Source organism: Fictibacillus phosphorivorans, assembly GCF_001629705.1.
Taxonomy (GTDB): Bacteria; Bacillota; Bacilli; order Bacillales; family Fictibacillaceae; genus Fictibacillus; species Fictibacillus phosphorivorans_A.
Window position 1 is genome coordinate 406,842 of record NZ_CP015378.1, and the last position, 17,715, is coordinate 424,556.

The following is a 17,715-nucleotide window of genomic DNA, read 5'->3' on the forward strand; positions in this document are numbered from 1 at the left end:
AAGAGGAAGTGATAAATTGATAAAAAAAACTAGAACCAAACCACTTAAATTACTAAAATTTGAAGTTTTATTAGAAAGAATTCTCCCAAACCATACTCAAAAACAACTGATTGAGACCAACTATAGAAAATATCTTGCAGGTTTTAGAGGAGAACTAACGCTAGATTATTTCCTTTCTGAATTACCACAGGATGATTACCACATTTTCCACGATTTGCGAATCCCCAGATACGATAACAATCAACTTTATTTCCAACTAGACGCATTTATTCTCCACCCAAGATTTTGTATTATAATTGAAGTTAAGAACTTAATAGGGAATTTGTATTTTGATCATCAATATGATCAGATTGTGCGAACTAGAGGAGGGATAGATGAAACCTTCCCAGACCCTGTAAATCAAGTCGAAATACAAAAGAAACATCTATCTAACTGGCTGATTAAACATAAAACCCCCCTAATACCTATTCATACCTTAGTTGTAATAACGAATCCAAAATCTTATATTCGAATTTCGCCAAAGTACGGAAAAAATGCTCGAAAAATCATAAGAGGTAGGACCTTATCTAACAAAATCAAAGAAATTGAGAAGTTGGAAGCTGAAGTTATTCTTCAAAAGAGAGAAATAAAAAAGATTTCTTCTCTGCTCTTAAAAGAACATACTCCGCTTAATCCTAATATTTTAAAATTGTTCAATATTCATCGTGATGAAATTTTAACTGGCGCTTTTTGTCCAAACTGTACTCAGGTCGCACTAATCAGAATAAAACGAAACTGGTTATGTACAAGCTGTTCTAAAACTTTTATTAATGCTCATAAAAAAGCAATCCTAGATTACGCACTATTATTTAGTCCAGTAGTCAAAAATAAAGATCTACGCACGTTTCTACACATGGAATCACAATCATCACTAAAAAAACTCCTCTATAGTATGAATCTTAAACCCAACGGCTCAAGAAAAGCCGCAACGTACACCATCCCACTACCAAAATAAACCCAAATTAAAAACCCCCACTAATGTGAGGGTCTCAGAATTAAAACACCTTTGTCGTCCAGCTTTCGCAGTTCCAGACGTCATTTGCAACTTCTTTATAAAATTCAGGTTCATGGGAGATCAATAGGACACTGCCTTTGAAAGCCTTCAAGGCACGCATTAACTCGTCTTTCGCTTCTACGTCTAAATGGTTTGTCGGCTCATCGAGAACAAGAACATTGTTTTCGTGGTTGATTAGCTTACAAAGGCGAACCTTCGCTTTTTCTCCACCACTGAGCACTTCTACTTTACTCTCGATATGTTTTGTTGTTAGACCACACTTCGCGAGAGCAGCACGAACTTCATGATGAGAGAAACCAGGGAACTCGCTCCAGATTTCATCGATACATGTATTATAGTTCGCTGACTTTACTTCTTGCTCGAAGTAACCAATCTCTAGATTCTCACCGCGCTCAACAGAACCTGAAACAGGCGTGATCTCACCAAGAATGCTTTTTAGCAATGTCGTTTTACCGATACCGTTCGCACCGACTAAAGCGATTTTTTGACCGCGTTCCATACGCAGATTCAACGGCTTAGAAAGTGGCTCGTCATATCCGATAACAAGATCTTTCGTTTCAAAGATCAGCTTGCTCGGTGTACGCGCTTCTTTAAAGTTAAACTCTGGCTTTGGTTTCTCTTTGGCAAGTTCGATAACATCCATCTTATCCAGTTTCTTTTGTCGAGACATGGCCATGTTTCGAGTGGAAACACGTGCTTTATTACGTGCAACGAAATCCTTCAATCCGGCAATCTCTTGCTGTTGACGTTTAAATGCTGCTTCCAACTGAGATTTTTTCATCTCATGAACAGATTTGAAGTGGTCATAATCTCCTACATAACGGTTCAGCTCTTGATTTTCCATGTGATAGATCAAGTTGATAACGCTGTTTAAGAAAGGAATATCATGCGAAATTAAGATAAACGCATTTTCGTACTCCTGTAGATAACGCTTCAGCCATTCGATATGCTGCTCATCCAGATAGTTTGTCGGTTCATCCAGCAATAAGATCTCTGGTTTTTCTAATAGAAGCTTAGCAAGCAATACTTTCGTACGCTGCCCACCACTTAGATCGTGTACATCACGGTCTAGGCCGATATCATCAAGACCAAGTCCACGCGCGATTTCTTCAACTTTCGCATCGATTACGTAAAAGTCGTTGTTCGTTAACGTATCTTGAATCACACCGACGTCTTCAAGCATCTTTTCAAGTTCTTCAGGTGTCGCTTCACCCATTTTTTCGTACATGCTGTTCATTTCATTTTCCATGTCGAGCAAATATTGAAACGCGCTCTTCAACACATCACGAATCGACATGCCCTTTTGTAGAACCGTGTGCTGATCCAAATAGCCGACACGTACCTTTTTAGCCCATTCTACTTTACCTTCATCAGGCTTTAGTTTGCCTGTAATAATATTCATGAACGTTGATTTACCTTCACCGTTAGCGCCGATCAAACCGATGTGCTCACCTTTAAGCAGGCGGAAGGAAACATCATTGAAAATGGCACGATCGCCGAAACCATGGCTTAAGCCTTGCACCGTTAAAATACTCATCTATATAACACCTTTTCTGTCAGTAATTTGTACCCTCTTGATTATAGTATTGAATGGGGACGGAACTCAATAGGTGCATACGTAATCTTAAAAAAGAAAAAGCACCCATGGAAGATTTTCCAAGAGTGCCATGATGCTATCTATTCCTGTTCACCAGTTCGATTCTTAAATGCTTCTTTTGTAGCAAGGTTCACTGAGTCTGTTTCATCAGTTTTTTCAACCAGCCGGTTTTGAAGGGTGTTTTCAGGAAACCTTCCTGGATGACCCTGTTTTTTATGTTCGAACGATTTTCCACGTGCCATGTATTTCACTCCTCATCTCTTTAAAGGATATTTTGCCCTCGAGGAAGAGAATTTATAATTAGAAATATTATGCGAGCAAAAAATAGTACCAAGTCATAAGAATTTGTTACAAAAACAAGCATATCTTAGTTTTAAGTTGAATATATCTGTATCACAACTAAATATTTCACCTGAGACTTTAGCATAAACACACTAATGACTCGCTAATTATTTTAAAGCTTGTCTTTTTTGGTGTGAGGAGGTGGACGCTAAAAAAACATCCTGCTGGTAATCCCTACTTGACAGATGGGTTTAATTGTATTAATTTTACTTTAGCTAACTAAAGGGGGGCTTGTAGGTGACTACTGGTTTAGTTTTATCGAATATCGCAATTATGCTTATTCTATTGGGTGTTTTGTATTACATGCAAAAAAAGCACGTTTCATTTTCAAAGCGTGTATTTACGGGGCTAGGACTAGGGATTTTGTTCGGGCTCGGACTTCAGTACGGATATGGAGCAGATTCTGAGGTTGCTGCTAAATCGACGGACTGGTTCAATCTAGTCGGTGGCGGTTATGTAACGTTCTTAAAAATGATTGTTGTTCCACTCGTATTTATTTCAATCCTTTCAGCGTTTACGCGTCTGAACTTAAAAGGTAACATCGGAAAACTTAGTGGATTGATCATCGGGATATTAATAGGTACAACTGCAATTGCTGCTGTTGTCGGAATTGCGACTTCTACTGTTTTCGATCTTGAAGCTGTACAGATCGAGCAAGGAGATGCGGAAACGGCTCGTGGTGAGCAGATGGAGGGTACGTTTGCAGAAGTGAAAGATCTAACGCTTCCGCAACAAGTTCTTTCTTTATTACCAGCTAACCCGTTCTTAGATTTTACAGGAGCGCGTCCGACTTCAACGATCGCTGTCGTTATCTTTGCAGCATTCCTAGGAGTAGCTTATCTTGGAGTAAAACGTAAGCAAGAAGAGCATGCAGAACTTTTTGCTAAGATTGTTGATGCCTTCTATGCGGTAATCATGCGTGTAGTAACGTTGATTCTTCGACTAACTCCTTATGGGGTTCTAGCACTCATGACAAAAACAGTCGCACTTAGCGATATGGATGCGATAGCAAAACTAGGGAAGTTCGTCATTGCTTCATATGTTGCTTTATTGATCATGTTCGGAATTCACTTGCTGCTTTTAACGTTTGCAGGTTTGAATCCAATTACTTATATGAAGAAATCATTCCCGGTACTATCTTTTGCCTTTACTTCTCGTACGAGTGCAGGAGCACTTCCTTTAAATATTCGTACGCAAAAGAGCATGGGTGTACCTGACGGAATCGCAAACTTTTCAGGTTCATTTGGTCTTTCTATCGGACAAAACGGATGTGCTGGAATCTATCCGGCGATGCTAGCGGTTATGATTGCTCCAACTGTCGGAATCGACCCGTTGTCTCCATCGTTTTTATTAACACTTGTTGTCGTTGTCGCACTAAGTTCGTTTGGTGTTGCAGGTGTTGGTGGTGGAGCGACGTTCGCAGCGATCCTTGTACTTTCCGCAATGGACCTTCCTATCGCTTTAGCAGGATTATTGATCTCTGTTGAACCATTGATCGACATGGGGCGTACTGCTGTAAACGTTAGTGGTTCCATGACTTCAGGACTTTTAACAAGTAAGATTCAAAATCAGCTTGATACGAATGTCTATAATGACACCGATAATCAAGTAGAAGTAAGTGCATAAGAGATAAATATGAACGATCTTGTCTGAAGGAGGCAAGGTCGTTTTTTATTTGTAAATTTTACATAGTCAGGTGTACGTTGATGGGATTTAGGGTAAAAAGTAAAAACTGAACTTTTAAAAAGCTCAAGACTGTTTTCCATTGAAAGAAGTCTCTTCCAAAATCGTGAACATTCTATGTCGAAACTGTGATAAACTTGTGAGCTTTATTTGAAGTAATCGTGACATTTGATATGGATAGAGTCACATTTATTAGGATTCTGGTACTATGAAAGCAAAGGTTTTTGTCATTTAAATTTTTGCCTATGTTTTACATTGTGATTTAGTTCACAATGCTCTATAATCACTTTTGGTTCGTTTTTATTAGGCAAAAGTAAATGCTTGTAAATAGAGAAAGGAAGGTGGACCTGGTGATGCGACGGTTGAAGCCGTTTTTTACATTCGGGTTATTGATGGCCGTATTTATGCTTAGCGGCTGCAGCGATATGATTGTTTTAGATCCAAAAGGACCTGTAGGAGCAGAACAGAGGGATCTGATCATGTATTCCATCTGGTTTATGTTATTTATCCTACTAGTTGTTTACGCACTTACTGCTTTTATTGTTTATAAATACCGTGATCGCAAAAACCATAAAGGATATGATCCTGATAATGAAGGAAGTCATCTTCTTGAAACGATCTGGTGGATCATTCCTATTATTATCGTTATCGCATTATCGATTCCAACGGTAAAGAGTATCTATTCTCTTGAAGGACCTCCTGAAGAGTCGAAAGATCAAAAGCCGTTGGTGATTCATGCAACGTCTGTAAACTGGAAATGGGTATTCTCCTATCCAGAGCAAGATATTGAAACAGTTAACTATCTTCACATTCCTGAAGATCGACCTGTCTTGTTCAAGCTAACTTCAGCTGATTCGATGGCATCGTTCTGGGTACCTCAGTTGGGTGGTCAGAAGTATGCGATGGCTGGCATGGAGACAGAGCTTTATCTGCAAGCTGATGAGCAAGGGACGTATGAAGGACGTAACTCTAACTTTACAGGAGAAGGATTTACTAACCATACGTTTGATGTTATGGCTATGTCTGATGCAGAGTTTGATAAGTGGGCAAGTGAAACAAAAGCTGATGCTCCTGAGCTTTCGAAGGGGCAGTACGACAAGCTTATGCTTCCTGGTCACGTGAAACAAATGACTTTCTCTTCTACTCACTTAGATTGGGTAGATCATGCTAAAAACCCTGAATACGCATTAGATGCTCGCGAACGTTTAGGTTATGAAGAGAAGCTTCCTCACTCAAAAGCAGGGAAGGAAGAAAAGAAGAAGCGTGAAGAAGAGATGAAGAAGCTTGAAGAATCAGAGTCTCATGGGGATTCTCATGCCCATTAACAGAGGAGGCATTTCAATATGAAATGGGATGAATTTTTCGTAACAGGCGACCCGATGATATATGGTGCTGACGTATCCATCGTACTTACGATGGTGGGTATCCTGTTCTATCTTACTAAATATAAAAAGTGGAAATGGTTGTGGGACGAATGGCTTACAACAGTTGACCATAAAAAACTCGGTATCATGTATATCGTTTCCGCTGTTTTAATGCTGTTCCGCGGTGGGGTAGATGCCCTCTTAATGCGTACACAACTAGCGGTTCCAGAGGCTAAGTTCCTCGATTCACAGCACTATAACGAAATCTTTACAACACACGGTACGATCATGATCATCTTCATGGCGATGCCGTTCTTGATCGGTTTGATTAACGTCGTTGTTCCATTACAAATTGGAGCACGTGACGTAGCTTATCCTTATTTAAACGCAGTTAGTTTCTGGACGTTCTTTATTGGTGCGATGTTGTTCAACATCTCATTCGTTATCGGTGGATCTCCATCAGCAGGTTGGACGAGTTACATGCCGCTTGCGAGTAACGAGCTCAGTCCAGGACCTGGACAGAACTACTATCTGCTCGGTCTACAGATTGCAGGTATTGGTACGCTCTTAACGGGTATTAACTTCTTAGTAACGATCCTTAAGATGCGTGCGCCGGGAATGACATTGTTCCGTATGCCAATGTTCACTTGGTCATCTCTTGTAACAATGGTTATCATAATTTTCGCTTTCCCGATTCTTACAGTAGCACTAGCACTTATGACATTTGACCGTTTATTCGGCAGCCATTTCTTCACTCTACAAGGGGCAGGAATGGATATGCTTTGGGCGAACCTTTTCTGGCTATGGGGTCACCCAGAGGTATATATCGTAATTCTACCGGCGTTCGGTATGTTCTCAGAGATCATCTCTACGTTCTCTAGAAAAACGCTATTCGGTTACAAAGCCATGATCTGGTCTATGCTTTTAATCGCAGGTTACAGTTTCTTGGTTTGGGTCCATCACTTCTTTACGATGGGTTCAGGAGCACTTGTTAACTCTGTATTCTCCATCACAACGATGGCGATCGGTATACCGACCGGGGTTAAGATCTTTAACTGGTTGTTTACGATGTACAGAGGTAAGATTCAATTTACGACCCCGATGCTTTGGTCACTCGGATTTATCGTGAACTTCGTAATCGGTGGTGTTACAGGTGTCATGCTAGCAATGGCAGCTGCTGACTATCAGTACCACAACACATACTTCCTAGTATCTCACTTCCACTATGTGTTGATCGCAGGTACAGTATTTGCTTGTTTCGCTGGTTTGATCTACTGGTATCCGAAGATGTTTGGTTACAAACTGAACGAACGTATCGGTAAATGGGTATTCTGGGTATTCACAATCGGATTTAACGTATGTTTCTTCCCACAATACTTCCTTGGTCTAGACGGTATGCCTCGTCGTGTTTACACGTACAGCGAAGAGTCTGGCTGGGGTCCATTGAACATGGTATCTACAATTGGTGGATTCATGATGGGTATCGCATTCTTAATTCTTGTTTACAACATGTACTACAGCTTCCGTTACGCGAAGCGCGAAACAACTGGAGATGCTTGGGATGGCCGTACTTTAGAATGGTCTACACCTACAGCAATGCCTCCATTCTATAACTTTGCTAAGATTCCTGAAGTTACAGGTCTTGACCACTTCTGGAGACAAAAGCAAGCTGGAAAAGTTGAGAAGCTAAAAGCTGAAGATATTAAACCGATTCATATGCCAAGTAACTCTGGTGTTCCTTTCATCATGGCATCCTTCTTCTTTGTTGCCGGATTCGGAATGGTATTCGAATGGATGTGGATGGCGATTTTTGGAATTATCGGTGTGTTTGGAACATTGTTCTATCGTTCATTTGAGTATGATGATGGTTATTATGTAAGTGTTGAAGAAGTAATCGAAACAGAAAAGATTTCTAAATAAGGAGGCGTGAAAAAATGGCACATGCAGAAACACACGACCCCAACACGCCTTTAGAGTATCGTTCGGAGACTGGGCGTTTAAATATTCTCGGTTTCTGGATTTTCCTAGGGGCAGAAATCGCGTTGTTCGCGACATTATTTGCAACTTATATGGTTTTATCTCACCGTGTTGCTGACGGTCCGGCTCTTGGTGAACTGTTCGAGGTAGAAAGTTTATTGATTCAAACGTTCTTGCTCTTAACAAGTAGTTTTACTTGCGGACTAGCGGTGCATGAGATGCGCCGTCAAAATGTAAAAGGTTTGATCACATGGATGGCGATTACACTTGGTCTTGGTTTAGGATTTCTTTACTTCGAGATTCAAGAGTTCTTACACTTCATTCATGAAGGTGCAAACATCGGTACGAGTGCAGCATGGTCAGGGTTCTTCGTTCTGGTTGGTACTCACGGTGCCCACGTAACGTTCGGTATCTTCTGGGTAACGATGGTCTTGATTCAAGTAGCTAAGCGTGGTTTAACGCCAGCTACATCTGCAAAAGTTTTCATCACCAGTCTTTACTGGCACTTCTTAGACGTAGTGTGGATCTTTATCTTCACAGCCGTTTATCTGATGGGGATGGTGACGCATCATGGCTAATAAAACTGTAGCTAATGAACACCACGGCTTTCCGTGGAAGCATTTAATCGGTTTCGTTTTATCCATCGTGCTCACATTGTTCGCACTTTGGATTGCACTAGAAACAGATCTATCGTTGACTTGGATCTTAATTATTATTTTCGGTTTTGCTTTCTTACAAGCTGCTCTTCAACTCTTGATGTTCATGCACGTAACAGAGAACTCGACTAAGAGTAACCTGACGAGCCGTGTTCAGATCGGTAACATCCTCTTTGCAGCATTCGTTGCGATCGTTATCGTAATCGGTTCAGTTTGGGTAATGACAGCAGGTCACGCAAAGCACGATAAAGATCAGCATGCACCGAATACTGAAAACCATGAGAATCATGGTGGAGGTAGTGAGCATGATTCGGGTGAACATGGGAGTCACGAATAATAATTAATCATTTTAAAAGCCTCTTGCTAGGGATTGTTTCTTTAGCAGGAGGCTTTTTTTATTTATTGGTGGCCTTTACACGTGATTGTATTAAGTAAACTGTGGATTAATGAGCGATTCGAGAAGTTTGTGAGCGATTCGAGAGGTTTATGAGCGATTCGAGAGGTTTATGAGCGATTCGAGAGGTTTATGAGCGATTCGAGAAGTTTATGAGCGATTCGAGAAGTTTATGAGCGATTCGAGAAGTTTATGAGCGATTCGAGAAGTTTGTGAGCGATTCGGGAAGTTTGTGAGCAATTCGGGAAGTTTGTGAGCGATTCGAGAAGTTTATGAGCGATTCGGGAAGTTTGTGAGCGATTCGAGAAGTTTATGAGCGATTCGAGAAGTTTATGAGCGATTCGAGAAGTTTATGAGCGATTCGAGAAGTTTATGAGCGATTCGAGAGGTTTGTGAGCGATTCGAGAAGTATGTCATTGACTCATGAAGAATCTCAATACGGATCAGGTAAAGTGTAAACTCTTCCTTTCTTTCCACCTGTATGAGGTAAGTTCATATCATTTAGTAGGCGCTTCCCTATATGCCTAGATGAAAGACATAGGAACTCACATAACTGTTTATTAGTTATGCTTTTTCCAAACAAAAGAACATAATCAGAAAGTGAATAAAGGTGAAGGTCTTTACTTTTATGCAAACATTTAGGACAAAGCCAAACAGCTTTTTTTCGCACAACAGGCAAATAAAAACACTCCGTACAATAAACGCCCTTGATAATATCTTTGTCTTCAATCCCATACCTTTTTAAAAGATCAGGGTTTTCAGGTACATGATGTCGAACAAGCATCTTGGAGAGTTTATTGACCTCTTTTATCGTAAGCTTCTCGTCCGTATACATCTTATCAATTACTTTAATTTTCTCCTGCAAATAGGGACTATGGGTAATATAATGAAGGACATCTTTATTTGAGGGAAGGGCTTTAATAATGGTTCTCGGATTGCTCATGACTACTAGCGAGCGAACGGGAATGGGAGGTGTTCGGTTTTTTGTCATCCATTCAATGAGATGAGATTGTTGGCGCTTTACTTGGAAAATAGGATTCCGAAAAGCTTCTTCGGACCCATCATCCTTTACTCTGATGACTTGGTTGAGATGGTCAAAAATCAAAGTTCCGGTAATGTATTTTACTTCGAGGTTCAATAGATATCGAGGGGAGAGAAGCAGGGTGTCGATCTGAAAGTAACTCTCATGTGCTGTAAGCCTCAAATCGTGCATAACAGAAAAGTTCCTGAATGGTTTTAAAAAGTAATCATTCGACTGCTCACCAAAATGTCCGGCTAATCTTCCACTTAATTCATCTTCCATGATTAAATATTTGGGGTGAAGCTTAATCACTCGTCGTTGCATAACTTCAAGCTTTCTTATCCTAATAGACTTTCCACGATCTTTAACTAACATAAACGACCTCCTTTATAAAAAAAATTCTCTCACCACCCCAACTTTACCTTCTTAACTCCAACAAAAAAACAGCCCCTTCTAAGGGACTGCATACACAAACAAATATTCACCTAACCTGCCCGTCACCCCTCATACGATATTTAATCGTCGTTAGTGCTGGTAGCCCCATCGGACCGCGAGCATGTAGTTTTTGTGTGGAAATACCGATTTCCGCTCCAAAACCGAGCGCAGAGCCATCTGTAAAGCGAGTAGATGCGTTATGATAAACGGCAGCTGCATCAACACTGTTTAAGAAAGTGATGGCGTTGTCTGGATTTTCAGTTACGATAGCTTCTGAATGCTTTGTGCCATAACGTTCAATATGCGCTACTGCTTCTTCGACAGAGCTAACAACTTTAACAGCAACAGCTAAACTTAAATATTCCTCTGCCCAATCCTTTTCATTGGCAGGTATCACATCTGGTAATAACTCTGCTGCCTTTTCATCGCCATGCACTTCAATTTCGTGCTTTTCAAAAAGAGCGGAAACTAGTTCAGCGTGCTCATTCAACCATGCTTCATGAAAAATAAAGGTTTCTGCCGCATTACAAACAGCCGGTCGATCTGTCTTGGCGTTCTCCATGATAGAGAGAGCTTTATCCAAATCAGCAAACTGATCGACATAGATGTGACAGTTGCCGACACCGGTCTCTAAGACTGGAACTGTAGCATTCTCAACAACGGTTTTGATCAAGCTACCGCCACCACGAGGAATTAATACATCGATATGCTCTTTCATAGTAAATAATTGACCCACGGCTTCTCGATCTGTAGAAGCAATAAATTGTACGGCAGCTTCAGGGATTTTTGTTTTTGTTAACGCTTTATGAATCACAGAAACGATTGCAGAGTTTGAGTGAATAGCGTTTGATCCACCTTTTAATACGATTGCGTTACCTGACTTCAAGGCGAGTCCTGTTGCATCCACCGTTACGTTTGGACGTGCCTCATAGATCATTCCGATTACACCTAATGGTACACGAACTTGCTCTACATTAAGTCCGTTATCAAGTGTCCAGTCAGAAAGTATTTCACCGACAGGGTCTTCCAACTCAACGACCTCACGCAGCCCGTTTGCAAATTCTTTAACGCGGTCTTCTGTTAAGCGTAAACGGTCCATCAAGGCTTCTGAGAAATCCTTTTCCTTCCCGTTAACTAGATCTTTCTCGTTCTCTTTTAAGATGTAATCTGTTTCACTTTCTAACGTATCCGCAATTACCAATAATGCTTCATTTTTTTCTTCTTCACTAAGTAGTGCCAGGTGTTTTGAAGCTTCTTGTGCTAATTTTGCTTGGTCTTTCACATTCATATTTTTGATTGTACTTTTAAAAGTACTCATCCAACGCCTCCTTGTATTTTAAAAACTCATTCTTACATTTGTATTAATGAATAGGTACTGCCAAACGAGTGTGGCAGACTAAATCTTTATTATTAATGGCTTCTTCAGGACCGGCATCAGCTAGCTCGTCTCGAGAAATACCTTTTATTTTAATTAGCTGTTTAGAAGAATAGTTCGAAACGCCAAGACCTACTTCATTTCCGTCTAAATCTTTAATGCGAACAACTGAACCTTTTTTAAAGTGGCCACTCACATAACGTATGCCTGTAGGGTAAAGACTTTTCAGCTCATCAATGCCTTGCTTCGCTTTATTCGAGACTACGATCTCACCTTCTGGACCAGAGTGGAAAGCAATCCATTGACGCTTCGTATCAAGATTGAACTCATTTTTACCAGGAACAAAATACGTTCCTCGGGCCTTTCCAATAACGGCTTTGTGAATGATATCTGGTGATGTTGCATTGCCAAGGAAAGACGAAATTCCTGAGGCCATTGCGATTTTTACAGCATCGATCTTGGAACGCATGCCGCCTGTACCTACTGCACTTCCGGGTTCACCAGCTGATTCCTCGATCTCTGGAGTTATTTCACTAACTTTAGTTAAAAGCTTTGCATCTGGATTTTTTCGAGGATCATCTGTGTACAGACCATCGATATCAGAAAGAATAATAAGCTGATCGGCATCAACAAGTCCTGCCACTTTAGCGGAAAGTGTGTCATTGTCACCAAACTTAAGTCGCTCTACTGTAACCGTGTCATTTTCATTTACGATGGGTATGATCCCGCGATCTAAAAGGACATTAATCGTATTTCGAGCGTTATGATAACGATCACGGTCGGAAAAATCACTTCTTGTAATTAAAATTTGTGAAGCGGTATAACCGTGAGAGATAAAACGTTCAGAATAAGATTCCATTAACAAACCTTGTCCGATCGATGCAGCTGCTTGTTTTTCAGCTAGGGAAGTAGGACGGTTCAAACAGCCTAAACGTCTATATCCTGCTGCAACTGCGCCTGAAGATACGAGTAACACCTCGTGACCGTCATCTTTCAATTTAACGATTTCATCAACGAGTCGTTCTAGTTTGTGTCTGCTAATATCGCCAAGTCTACTTGTTAAAGAACTAGATCCAATTTTAATTACAATACGCTTGTTTTTTGATTCGTTTATTATCATATCTTTAGAAAATCACTCCTGTTTTGTAAGTTATAACAATTCATTTTCCGTACGAATTTTCAACGGTAACGAGTATAACATGGTCAGATTTAAACACAACAGGTATTGGTGAGATAGTGTAGAAAACTAGCAAAAAGTGAAGAAAACAGAAGAAATGCGGGATAAATAGGTCATAGGAGATGAGGGAATGTGAGGCCGTGTTATGGAAGTGTATATCAGAAAATCTTGAATGAAAAAATACCAATAAATGCAAAAACCCCTCTAATAATAGAGGGGATTGAAGGTTTAATTAATATTTTGCTTTTTCCATCTTGCGTTTCGCCAAATATGGACGGCCCCATACGATGTATGCTGCGTAATGAGCAAAAACGACATTTGCGATGAATACGGTGATGAAGAAACTGTGTACGAATAAGCTTAAGCTATCATTAGCCATAAATAACACAACGTAAGTCCATAAAAGGGCGATGAACGGCGTTTGCCATAAGGCTAACTTACGACTATCATTCCATAAGAATAATGGTGTGGCAGTCGCTACAAATAAGTAAACCATAAAAACATCCATTACTAATCAACCCCTTGAAGTATTGTTTACGCTTACATTTTTGACGAATTAGCGTCTAAATTGTGAACGATTTGTTACAATTAGTATACCACAATATTAGGAAAATGCTACATGGATTTGTACATTTTTTTGAAAATTCAAGTATTTATCCATAAAAAATAACCCGTAGTCTAGGTAAGAGCACGGGTTATTACACGTAAATTGTTTATAAAGGATAACGCCAAAATCTTTCATTTTTTACCCAAGCCAGCATAGCAGGATCTTTATCAACGCTTTCCACTAGCCATTGTGTTTGAGATCGATGGGCTTTGATACAGTTCATTTTATCTTCAAAAACATCCGATATATCTGTCACCACATGTGGAGCTCCTAAATCTTCCTCAGAATTTTTTGCAAAAGCGACACATAATAATTCCGGGCGATCCATCTCAGGCATGCTTCCTACTGCACGCACAACGGCTCTTGCTGTAGCTTCATGGTCAGGGTGTACGCTATACCCTGGATAAAAAGTGATTAGACGTGTTGGTTTCACCTCTTCAATGACAGCTAAGAATTGATCAGCTAAAAATTTCTCATCTTCAAATTCTACAGTTTTATCGCGTAATCCAAACTGTCGCAAATCTTGAATACCTACTGCATCACAAGCATCTTTTAGCTCTTTTTGACGAATCAGTGGGAGCGATTCACGAGTAGCAAATGGTGGATTCCCCATATTTCTACCCATCTGACCGAGCGTTAAGCAGATATAAGTAACGGGTAATCCCTTTTTTGTATGTTGAGCAATCGTCCCTGAAACCCCGAACGCTTCATCGTCAGGGTGGGGGAAAATCACGAGTAAATGATCATCCATTTATATAACCTCCTTATACATCAAATGGGGAAGAACTCAATTGTAGAGCTACTGCAAGTCTGCCTTCCGCATCATGGCCTGCCATCAGTAACCTTCCCTCATTGTCGATTTCCCAATGTGTTAAACCTTCTGCATAAATCCATCCTAGCTCAATTTTTAAGCCAACACGGTAGGGGCCGCTCCCCATGATTTTTCCTGATAAGGGTGTTACTTTACCATTTCGGATATATGCGTTAACGGTTAGAACACTCTCGTTATTATGATTGGCATAAGCGCCATTGGTTGTTTCTAAATGTAGATAAAGTTCTTTTCCAATAAGCTGATCCAGTGTTTCCTGGACTTCGTTGGTTTGTATGAGCTGCATATCTTCACACTCCAGTGCTGAATAGATGTACTTATTATAATTCAAATTCGTAAATAACGTGTATGATATGCCTATCATTTTAAAAGCGGATCGTGAATGTCTGTGAAAGTAGTTGATTTCCGCTCCAGGTGCTTCGCTTTCCGTGGGGCAGGCGATGAGCCACATTCGTACGTTTCACGTATAAGTGTCTCACCTGCCCGCCTGTCCCACAGGAGTCTCGCACCCTACGCTCCAATCAACTTGTCATTGAAGCAAAATAAAAGTATAAAACACTATAAAGATATGTTTTCAAGATTTCAAAGTAGTTGGTCGGAGTAGTCACAAAGATTTTTTATAGAACAAAAAAGACCGATCTAAAAGGATCAGTCTTAACTAAAAGTTATTTATTTAATTTATCACGGTAAGCACCATGCCATGTTGGTCCTACGAATTGGTTGATTTCAAATCCTGCTGCAATAGCTTCTGTGATAAAATCTTTTGCTGTTAAGATAGCTTCGCGTACAGGTTTTCCTTTTGCAAGTTCAGCTGTAATAGCTGCTGAGAACGTGCAGCCAGCCCCGTGTGTCCACGTTGTTTCAATTCTTTCAGATTCTAAAACTTCAAATTCTTGTCCATCATAAAGAACGTCAACGGCATTTTCATGTTCAAGTTTTGCGCCGCCTTTAACGATTACATATTTAGCTCCATTAGCTTGAATCTTATGAGCAGCTTCCATCATCTGTTCAACAGTCGTGATCGGTTCCATACCAGCTAGTTGAGCAGCTTCAAATAGATTTGGTGTTACGACAGTCGCTTTAGGGACCAATACATTTTGAAGTGTACTAGCAAGTTCAGGGTGTAGAGGTTCTGCTCCTTTACAAACCATAACAGGGTCTACTACCACGTTTTGAAGATCGTGTTTTTCAATAAGATCTGCTGTTATTTGAATAGCTTCTACGGAAGCAAGCATGCCAGTCTTAAGAGCATCAACACCAATTCCGGAAACAACCGTTTCTAATTGAGCTTTGAAAAGATCGTTAGGAAGCAAAAATACTTCATGAAACCATTCACGATGTGGGTCTTGTGCAACCACAACATTTAGAGCAGTCATACCGTAAACGCCTAACTCTTGAAAAGTTTTTAAATCAGCTTGAATACCAGCTCCACCGCTTGTATCTGATCCTGCAATCGTAAGTGCTTTTTTAGGTGACATCATATAATCTCCTTTATTCTCGTTTCTCTATATGTAACAGATTATAGCAAAAAATAAGGAGAAAAGAAAAAGTAGCTCACTGCGGTAAATTTCTCCAAGTAATCAAAGCGATTGACAGATTTGTATATACAGGTTAAATTAATTTTGTGAGATGTATATACAAGTTTCATTTTTATGAAAACGCTTAGACACATTAATAGATTGAACCAGTTTTCATCAACTGATAGTTAAGGGTATAGAGTTATATAGCTTTTTTTCAGGCGGAATGGAAACGGTTTCTAGGAGGGAACATAATGAGCAAAATACGTGAAACAGCTGAACAAATCGTCGAAGCTCTTGGCGGTAAAGAAAATATATCAGCAGCTACTCACTGTGTGACGCGCCTTCGTCTTGCTCTTAAAGATGAAGGAAAAGTAGACGAGAAAGCTCTTGAGAATATTGATCTCGTTAAAGGTTCGTTTTCAACAAACGGCCAATATCAAGTCGTGATTGGACAAGGAACGGTCGACAAAGTTTACAACGAGTTCATTGATATCACAGGTACAGGGCGCGCGTCTAAAGAAGACATTAAGGATGAGGCGAGTAAGAAGCTCAATCCACTACAGCGGGCAATAAAAGCGTTAGCAGATATTTTTATCCCAATCCTTCCTGCGATCGTAACAGCTGGTCTATTGATGGGGATCAACAATATTCTGACTGGCCCGGATATTTTTTATGATAAGAAATCTTTCATTGATGTTCATCAGAACTGGGCCGATCTAGCTGGAATGATCAACTTGATCGCGAATACGGCTTTCGTATTCTTACCAGGTCTGATTGGTTGGTCAGCGGTTAAAAAGTTTGGTGGAAGTCCGTTACTTGGTATCGTTCTTGGACTGATGCTTGTCCATCCAGATCTTTTAAACGCATGGGATTACGGAAAGACAAAAGATATTCCAACGTGGAACTTATTTGGTCTACCGATTGAAAAAGTAGGTTATCAAGGTCAAGTATTGCCCGTTCTGATCGCATCTTACTTTTTAGCGAAAATAGAACTTTTCTTAAAGAAACGAATTCCTGATGCCTTACAGCTTTTATTGGTAGCACCAATCACATTATTAGTAACAGGATTTTTAGCATTTATCGTTATCGGACCGATCACGTTTACGATCGGTAATAGCATTACAGACTTTTTCGTATCAATCTTTGATAACTTTGCATGGTTAGGCGGGTTGATCTATGGTGGGTTCTACTCATTACTTGTTGTTACAGGAATGCACCATACTTTCTTAGCAGTCGACCTACAGCTTATCTCTAATACAGGTGGTACTTTTCTTTGGCCGATGCTTGCCCTATCAAATATTGCACAAGGGTCTGCAGCACTTGCGATGTTTGTGGCTACGCGTGATGAAAAGCTTAAAGGACTCGCTGGAACGTCAGCATTATCAGCCTATCTTGGAATCACGGAGCCAGCGATGTTCGGAGTGAACTTACGCTTCCGTTATCCATTTATTTTCGCAATGATTGGTTCAGCGATTGCTGGAATCGTGATTACAGTTGCTGGCGTTCGTGCGTCATCTATTGGAGTAGGTGGTATTCCTGGATTCCTTTCCATCTTGCCTGGAAGCTGGGGTTCATTCTTTATTGGAATGGGAATCGCACTCATCGTACCGTTTGTATTAACGTACCTTTATGCAAAAGTAAAAAAATCGAAGTAAGACAATCAAACAAAGACGACCGGAATGGC

General features: G+C 40.3%; 16 protein-coding genes. 7 read left to right on the forward strand and 9 right to left on the reverse strand.

The annotated features are described in order from the left end of the window. The first annotated feature begins 16 nt into the window (after positions 1 to 16). Positions 17 to 994 carry a nuclease-related domain-containing protein gene (locus ABE65_RS02145; protein WP_066391010.1) on the forward strand — a complete coding sequence of 326 codons (978 nt, stop codon included), beginning with the start codon at positions 17 to 19 and terminating at the stop codon, positions 992 to 994. Positions 995 to 1,034: 40 nt separating this feature from the next. Here ABE65_RS02145 and ABE65_RS02150 read toward each other — a convergent pair whose 3' ends face one another. Both ABE65_RS02150 and ABE65_RS22005 read right to left on the reverse strand, forming a co-directional pair. Beyond that, positions 1,035 to 2,591, reverse strand: a complete 1,557-nt coding sequence (locus tag ABE65_RS02150; RefSeq protein ID WP_066391011.1) for an ABC-F family ATP-binding cassette domain-containing protein — start codon at positions 2,589 to 2,591, stop codon at positions 1,035 to 1,037. Positions 2,592 to 2,731: 140 nt separating this feature from the next. Then, positions 2,732 to 2,893 (reverse strand): hypothetical protein, encoded by a 162-nt coding sequence (locus ABE65_RS22005; RefSeq protein ID WP_194270820.1) that lies wholly within the window; start codon positions 2,891 to 2,893, stop codon positions 2,732 to 2,734. Between the two features lie 373 nt (positions 2,894 to 3,266). Between ABE65_RS22005 and ABE65_RS02155 the strand changes: the two genes are divergently transcribed. From ABE65_RS02155 to qoxD, 5 genes are all read left to right on the forward strand, one after another. Beyond that, complete coding sequence (locus ABE65_RS02155) at positions 3,267 to 4,619, forward strand: L-cystine transporter (RefSeq protein WP_153238292.1); 1,353 nt, start codon at positions 3,267 to 3,269, stop codon at positions 4,617 to 4,619. A 407-nt stretch (positions 4,620 to 5,026) separates the two neighbouring features. Further along, positions 5,027 to 6,001: a cytochrome aa3 quinol oxidase subunit II gene (qoxA, locus tag ABE65_RS02160; protein ID WP_066391013.1), complete on the forward strand. Its 975-nt coding sequence runs from the start codon at positions 5,027 to 5,029 to the stop codon at positions 5,999 to 6,001. A gap of 18 nt (positions 6,002 to 6,019) precedes the next feature. Then, on the forward strand, positions 6,020 to 7,960 hold the full coding sequence (gene qoxB, locus ABE65_RS02165) for a cytochrome aa3 quinol oxidase subunit I (protein ID WP_066391014.1): 1,941 nt from the start codon (positions 6,020 to 6,022) through the stop codon (positions 7,958 to 7,960). A 14-nt stretch (positions 7,961 to 7,974) separates the two neighbouring features. Then, positions 7,975 to 8,595 (forward strand): cytochrome aa3 quinol oxidase subunit III, encoded by a 621-nt coding sequence (gene qoxC, locus ABE65_RS02170; protein WP_066391016.1) that lies wholly within the window; start codon positions 7,975 to 7,977, stop codon positions 8,593 to 8,595. After that, positions 8,588 to 9,010 carry a cytochrome aa3 quinol oxidase subunit IV gene (gene qoxD / locus ABE65_RS02175; protein ID WP_066391019.1) on the forward strand — a complete coding sequence of 141 codons (423 nt, stop codon included), beginning with the start codon at positions 8,588 to 8,590 and terminating at the stop codon, positions 9,008 to 9,010. Before qoxC ends, qoxD begins: the two co-directional genes overlap by 8 nt. Before the next feature lie 490 nt (positions 9,011 to 9,500). On the opposite strand, the gene ABE65_RS02180 is transcribed toward qoxD, so the two are convergent. The 7 genes from ABE65_RS02180 to pdxK all read right to left on the reverse strand — a co-directional run bounded on the left by ABE65_RS02180 (position 9,501) and on the right by pdxK (position 15,989). Beyond that, on the reverse strand, positions 9,501 to 10,463 hold the full coding sequence (locus ABE65_RS02180) for a nuclease-related domain-containing protein (RefSeq protein ID WP_066391021.1): 963 nt from the start codon (positions 10,461 to 10,463) through the stop codon (positions 9,501 to 9,503). A gap of 106 nt (positions 10,464 to 10,569) precedes the next feature. Further along, a complete protein-coding gene (locus tag ABE65_RS02185) occupies positions 10,570 to 11,811 on the reverse strand; it encodes a glutamate-5-semialdehyde dehydrogenase (RefSeq protein WP_156499232.1) in 1,242 nt (413 codons plus the stop codon). A gap of 73 nt (positions 11,812 to 11,884) precedes the next feature. Then, positions 11,885 to 13,018: a glutamate 5-kinase gene (gene proB / locus ABE65_RS02190; protein ID WP_066391023.1), complete on the reverse strand. Its 1,134-nt coding sequence runs from the start codon at positions 13,016 to 13,018 to the stop codon at positions 11,885 to 11,887. A gap of 289 nt (positions 13,019 to 13,307) precedes the next feature. After that, positions 13,308 to 13,583, reverse strand: a complete 276-nt coding sequence (locus tag ABE65_RS02195; RefSeq protein ID WP_066243203.1) for a spore morphogenesis/germination protein YwcE — start codon at positions 13,581 to 13,583, stop codon at positions 13,308 to 13,310. Positions 13,584 to 13,788: 205 nt separating this feature from the next. Then, positions 13,789 to 14,433: a bacillithiol biosynthesis deacetylase BshB2 gene (gene bshB2, locus ABE65_RS02200; RefSeq protein WP_066391024.1), complete on the reverse strand. Its 645-nt coding sequence runs from the start codon at positions 14,431 to 14,433 to the stop codon at positions 13,789 to 13,791. A gap of 13 nt (positions 14,434 to 14,446) precedes the next feature. Then, on the reverse strand, positions 14,447 to 14,797 hold the full coding sequence (locus ABE65_RS02205) for a YojF family protein (protein ID WP_066391026.1): 351 nt from the start codon (positions 14,795 to 14,797) through the stop codon (positions 14,447 to 14,449). 379 nt (positions 14,798 to 15,176) lie between these two features. Beyond that, entirely contained in the window at positions 15,177 to 15,989 is an 813-nt protein-coding gene (gene pdxK, locus ABE65_RS02210) for a pyridoxine/pyridoxal/pyridoxamine kinase (protein ID WP_066391028.1), read from the reverse strand. A gap of 293 nt (positions 15,990 to 16,282) precedes the next feature. Here pdxK and treP point away from each other — a divergent pair, with 293 nt between their 5' ends. Then, positions 16,283 to 17,686 (forward strand): PTS system trehalose-specific EIIBC component, encoded by a 1,404-nt coding sequence (treP, locus tag ABE65_RS02215; RefSeq protein WP_066391030.1) that lies wholly within the window; start codon positions 16,283 to 16,285, stop codon positions 17,684 to 17,686. Positions 17,687 to 17,715: the final 29 nt, after the last annotated feature.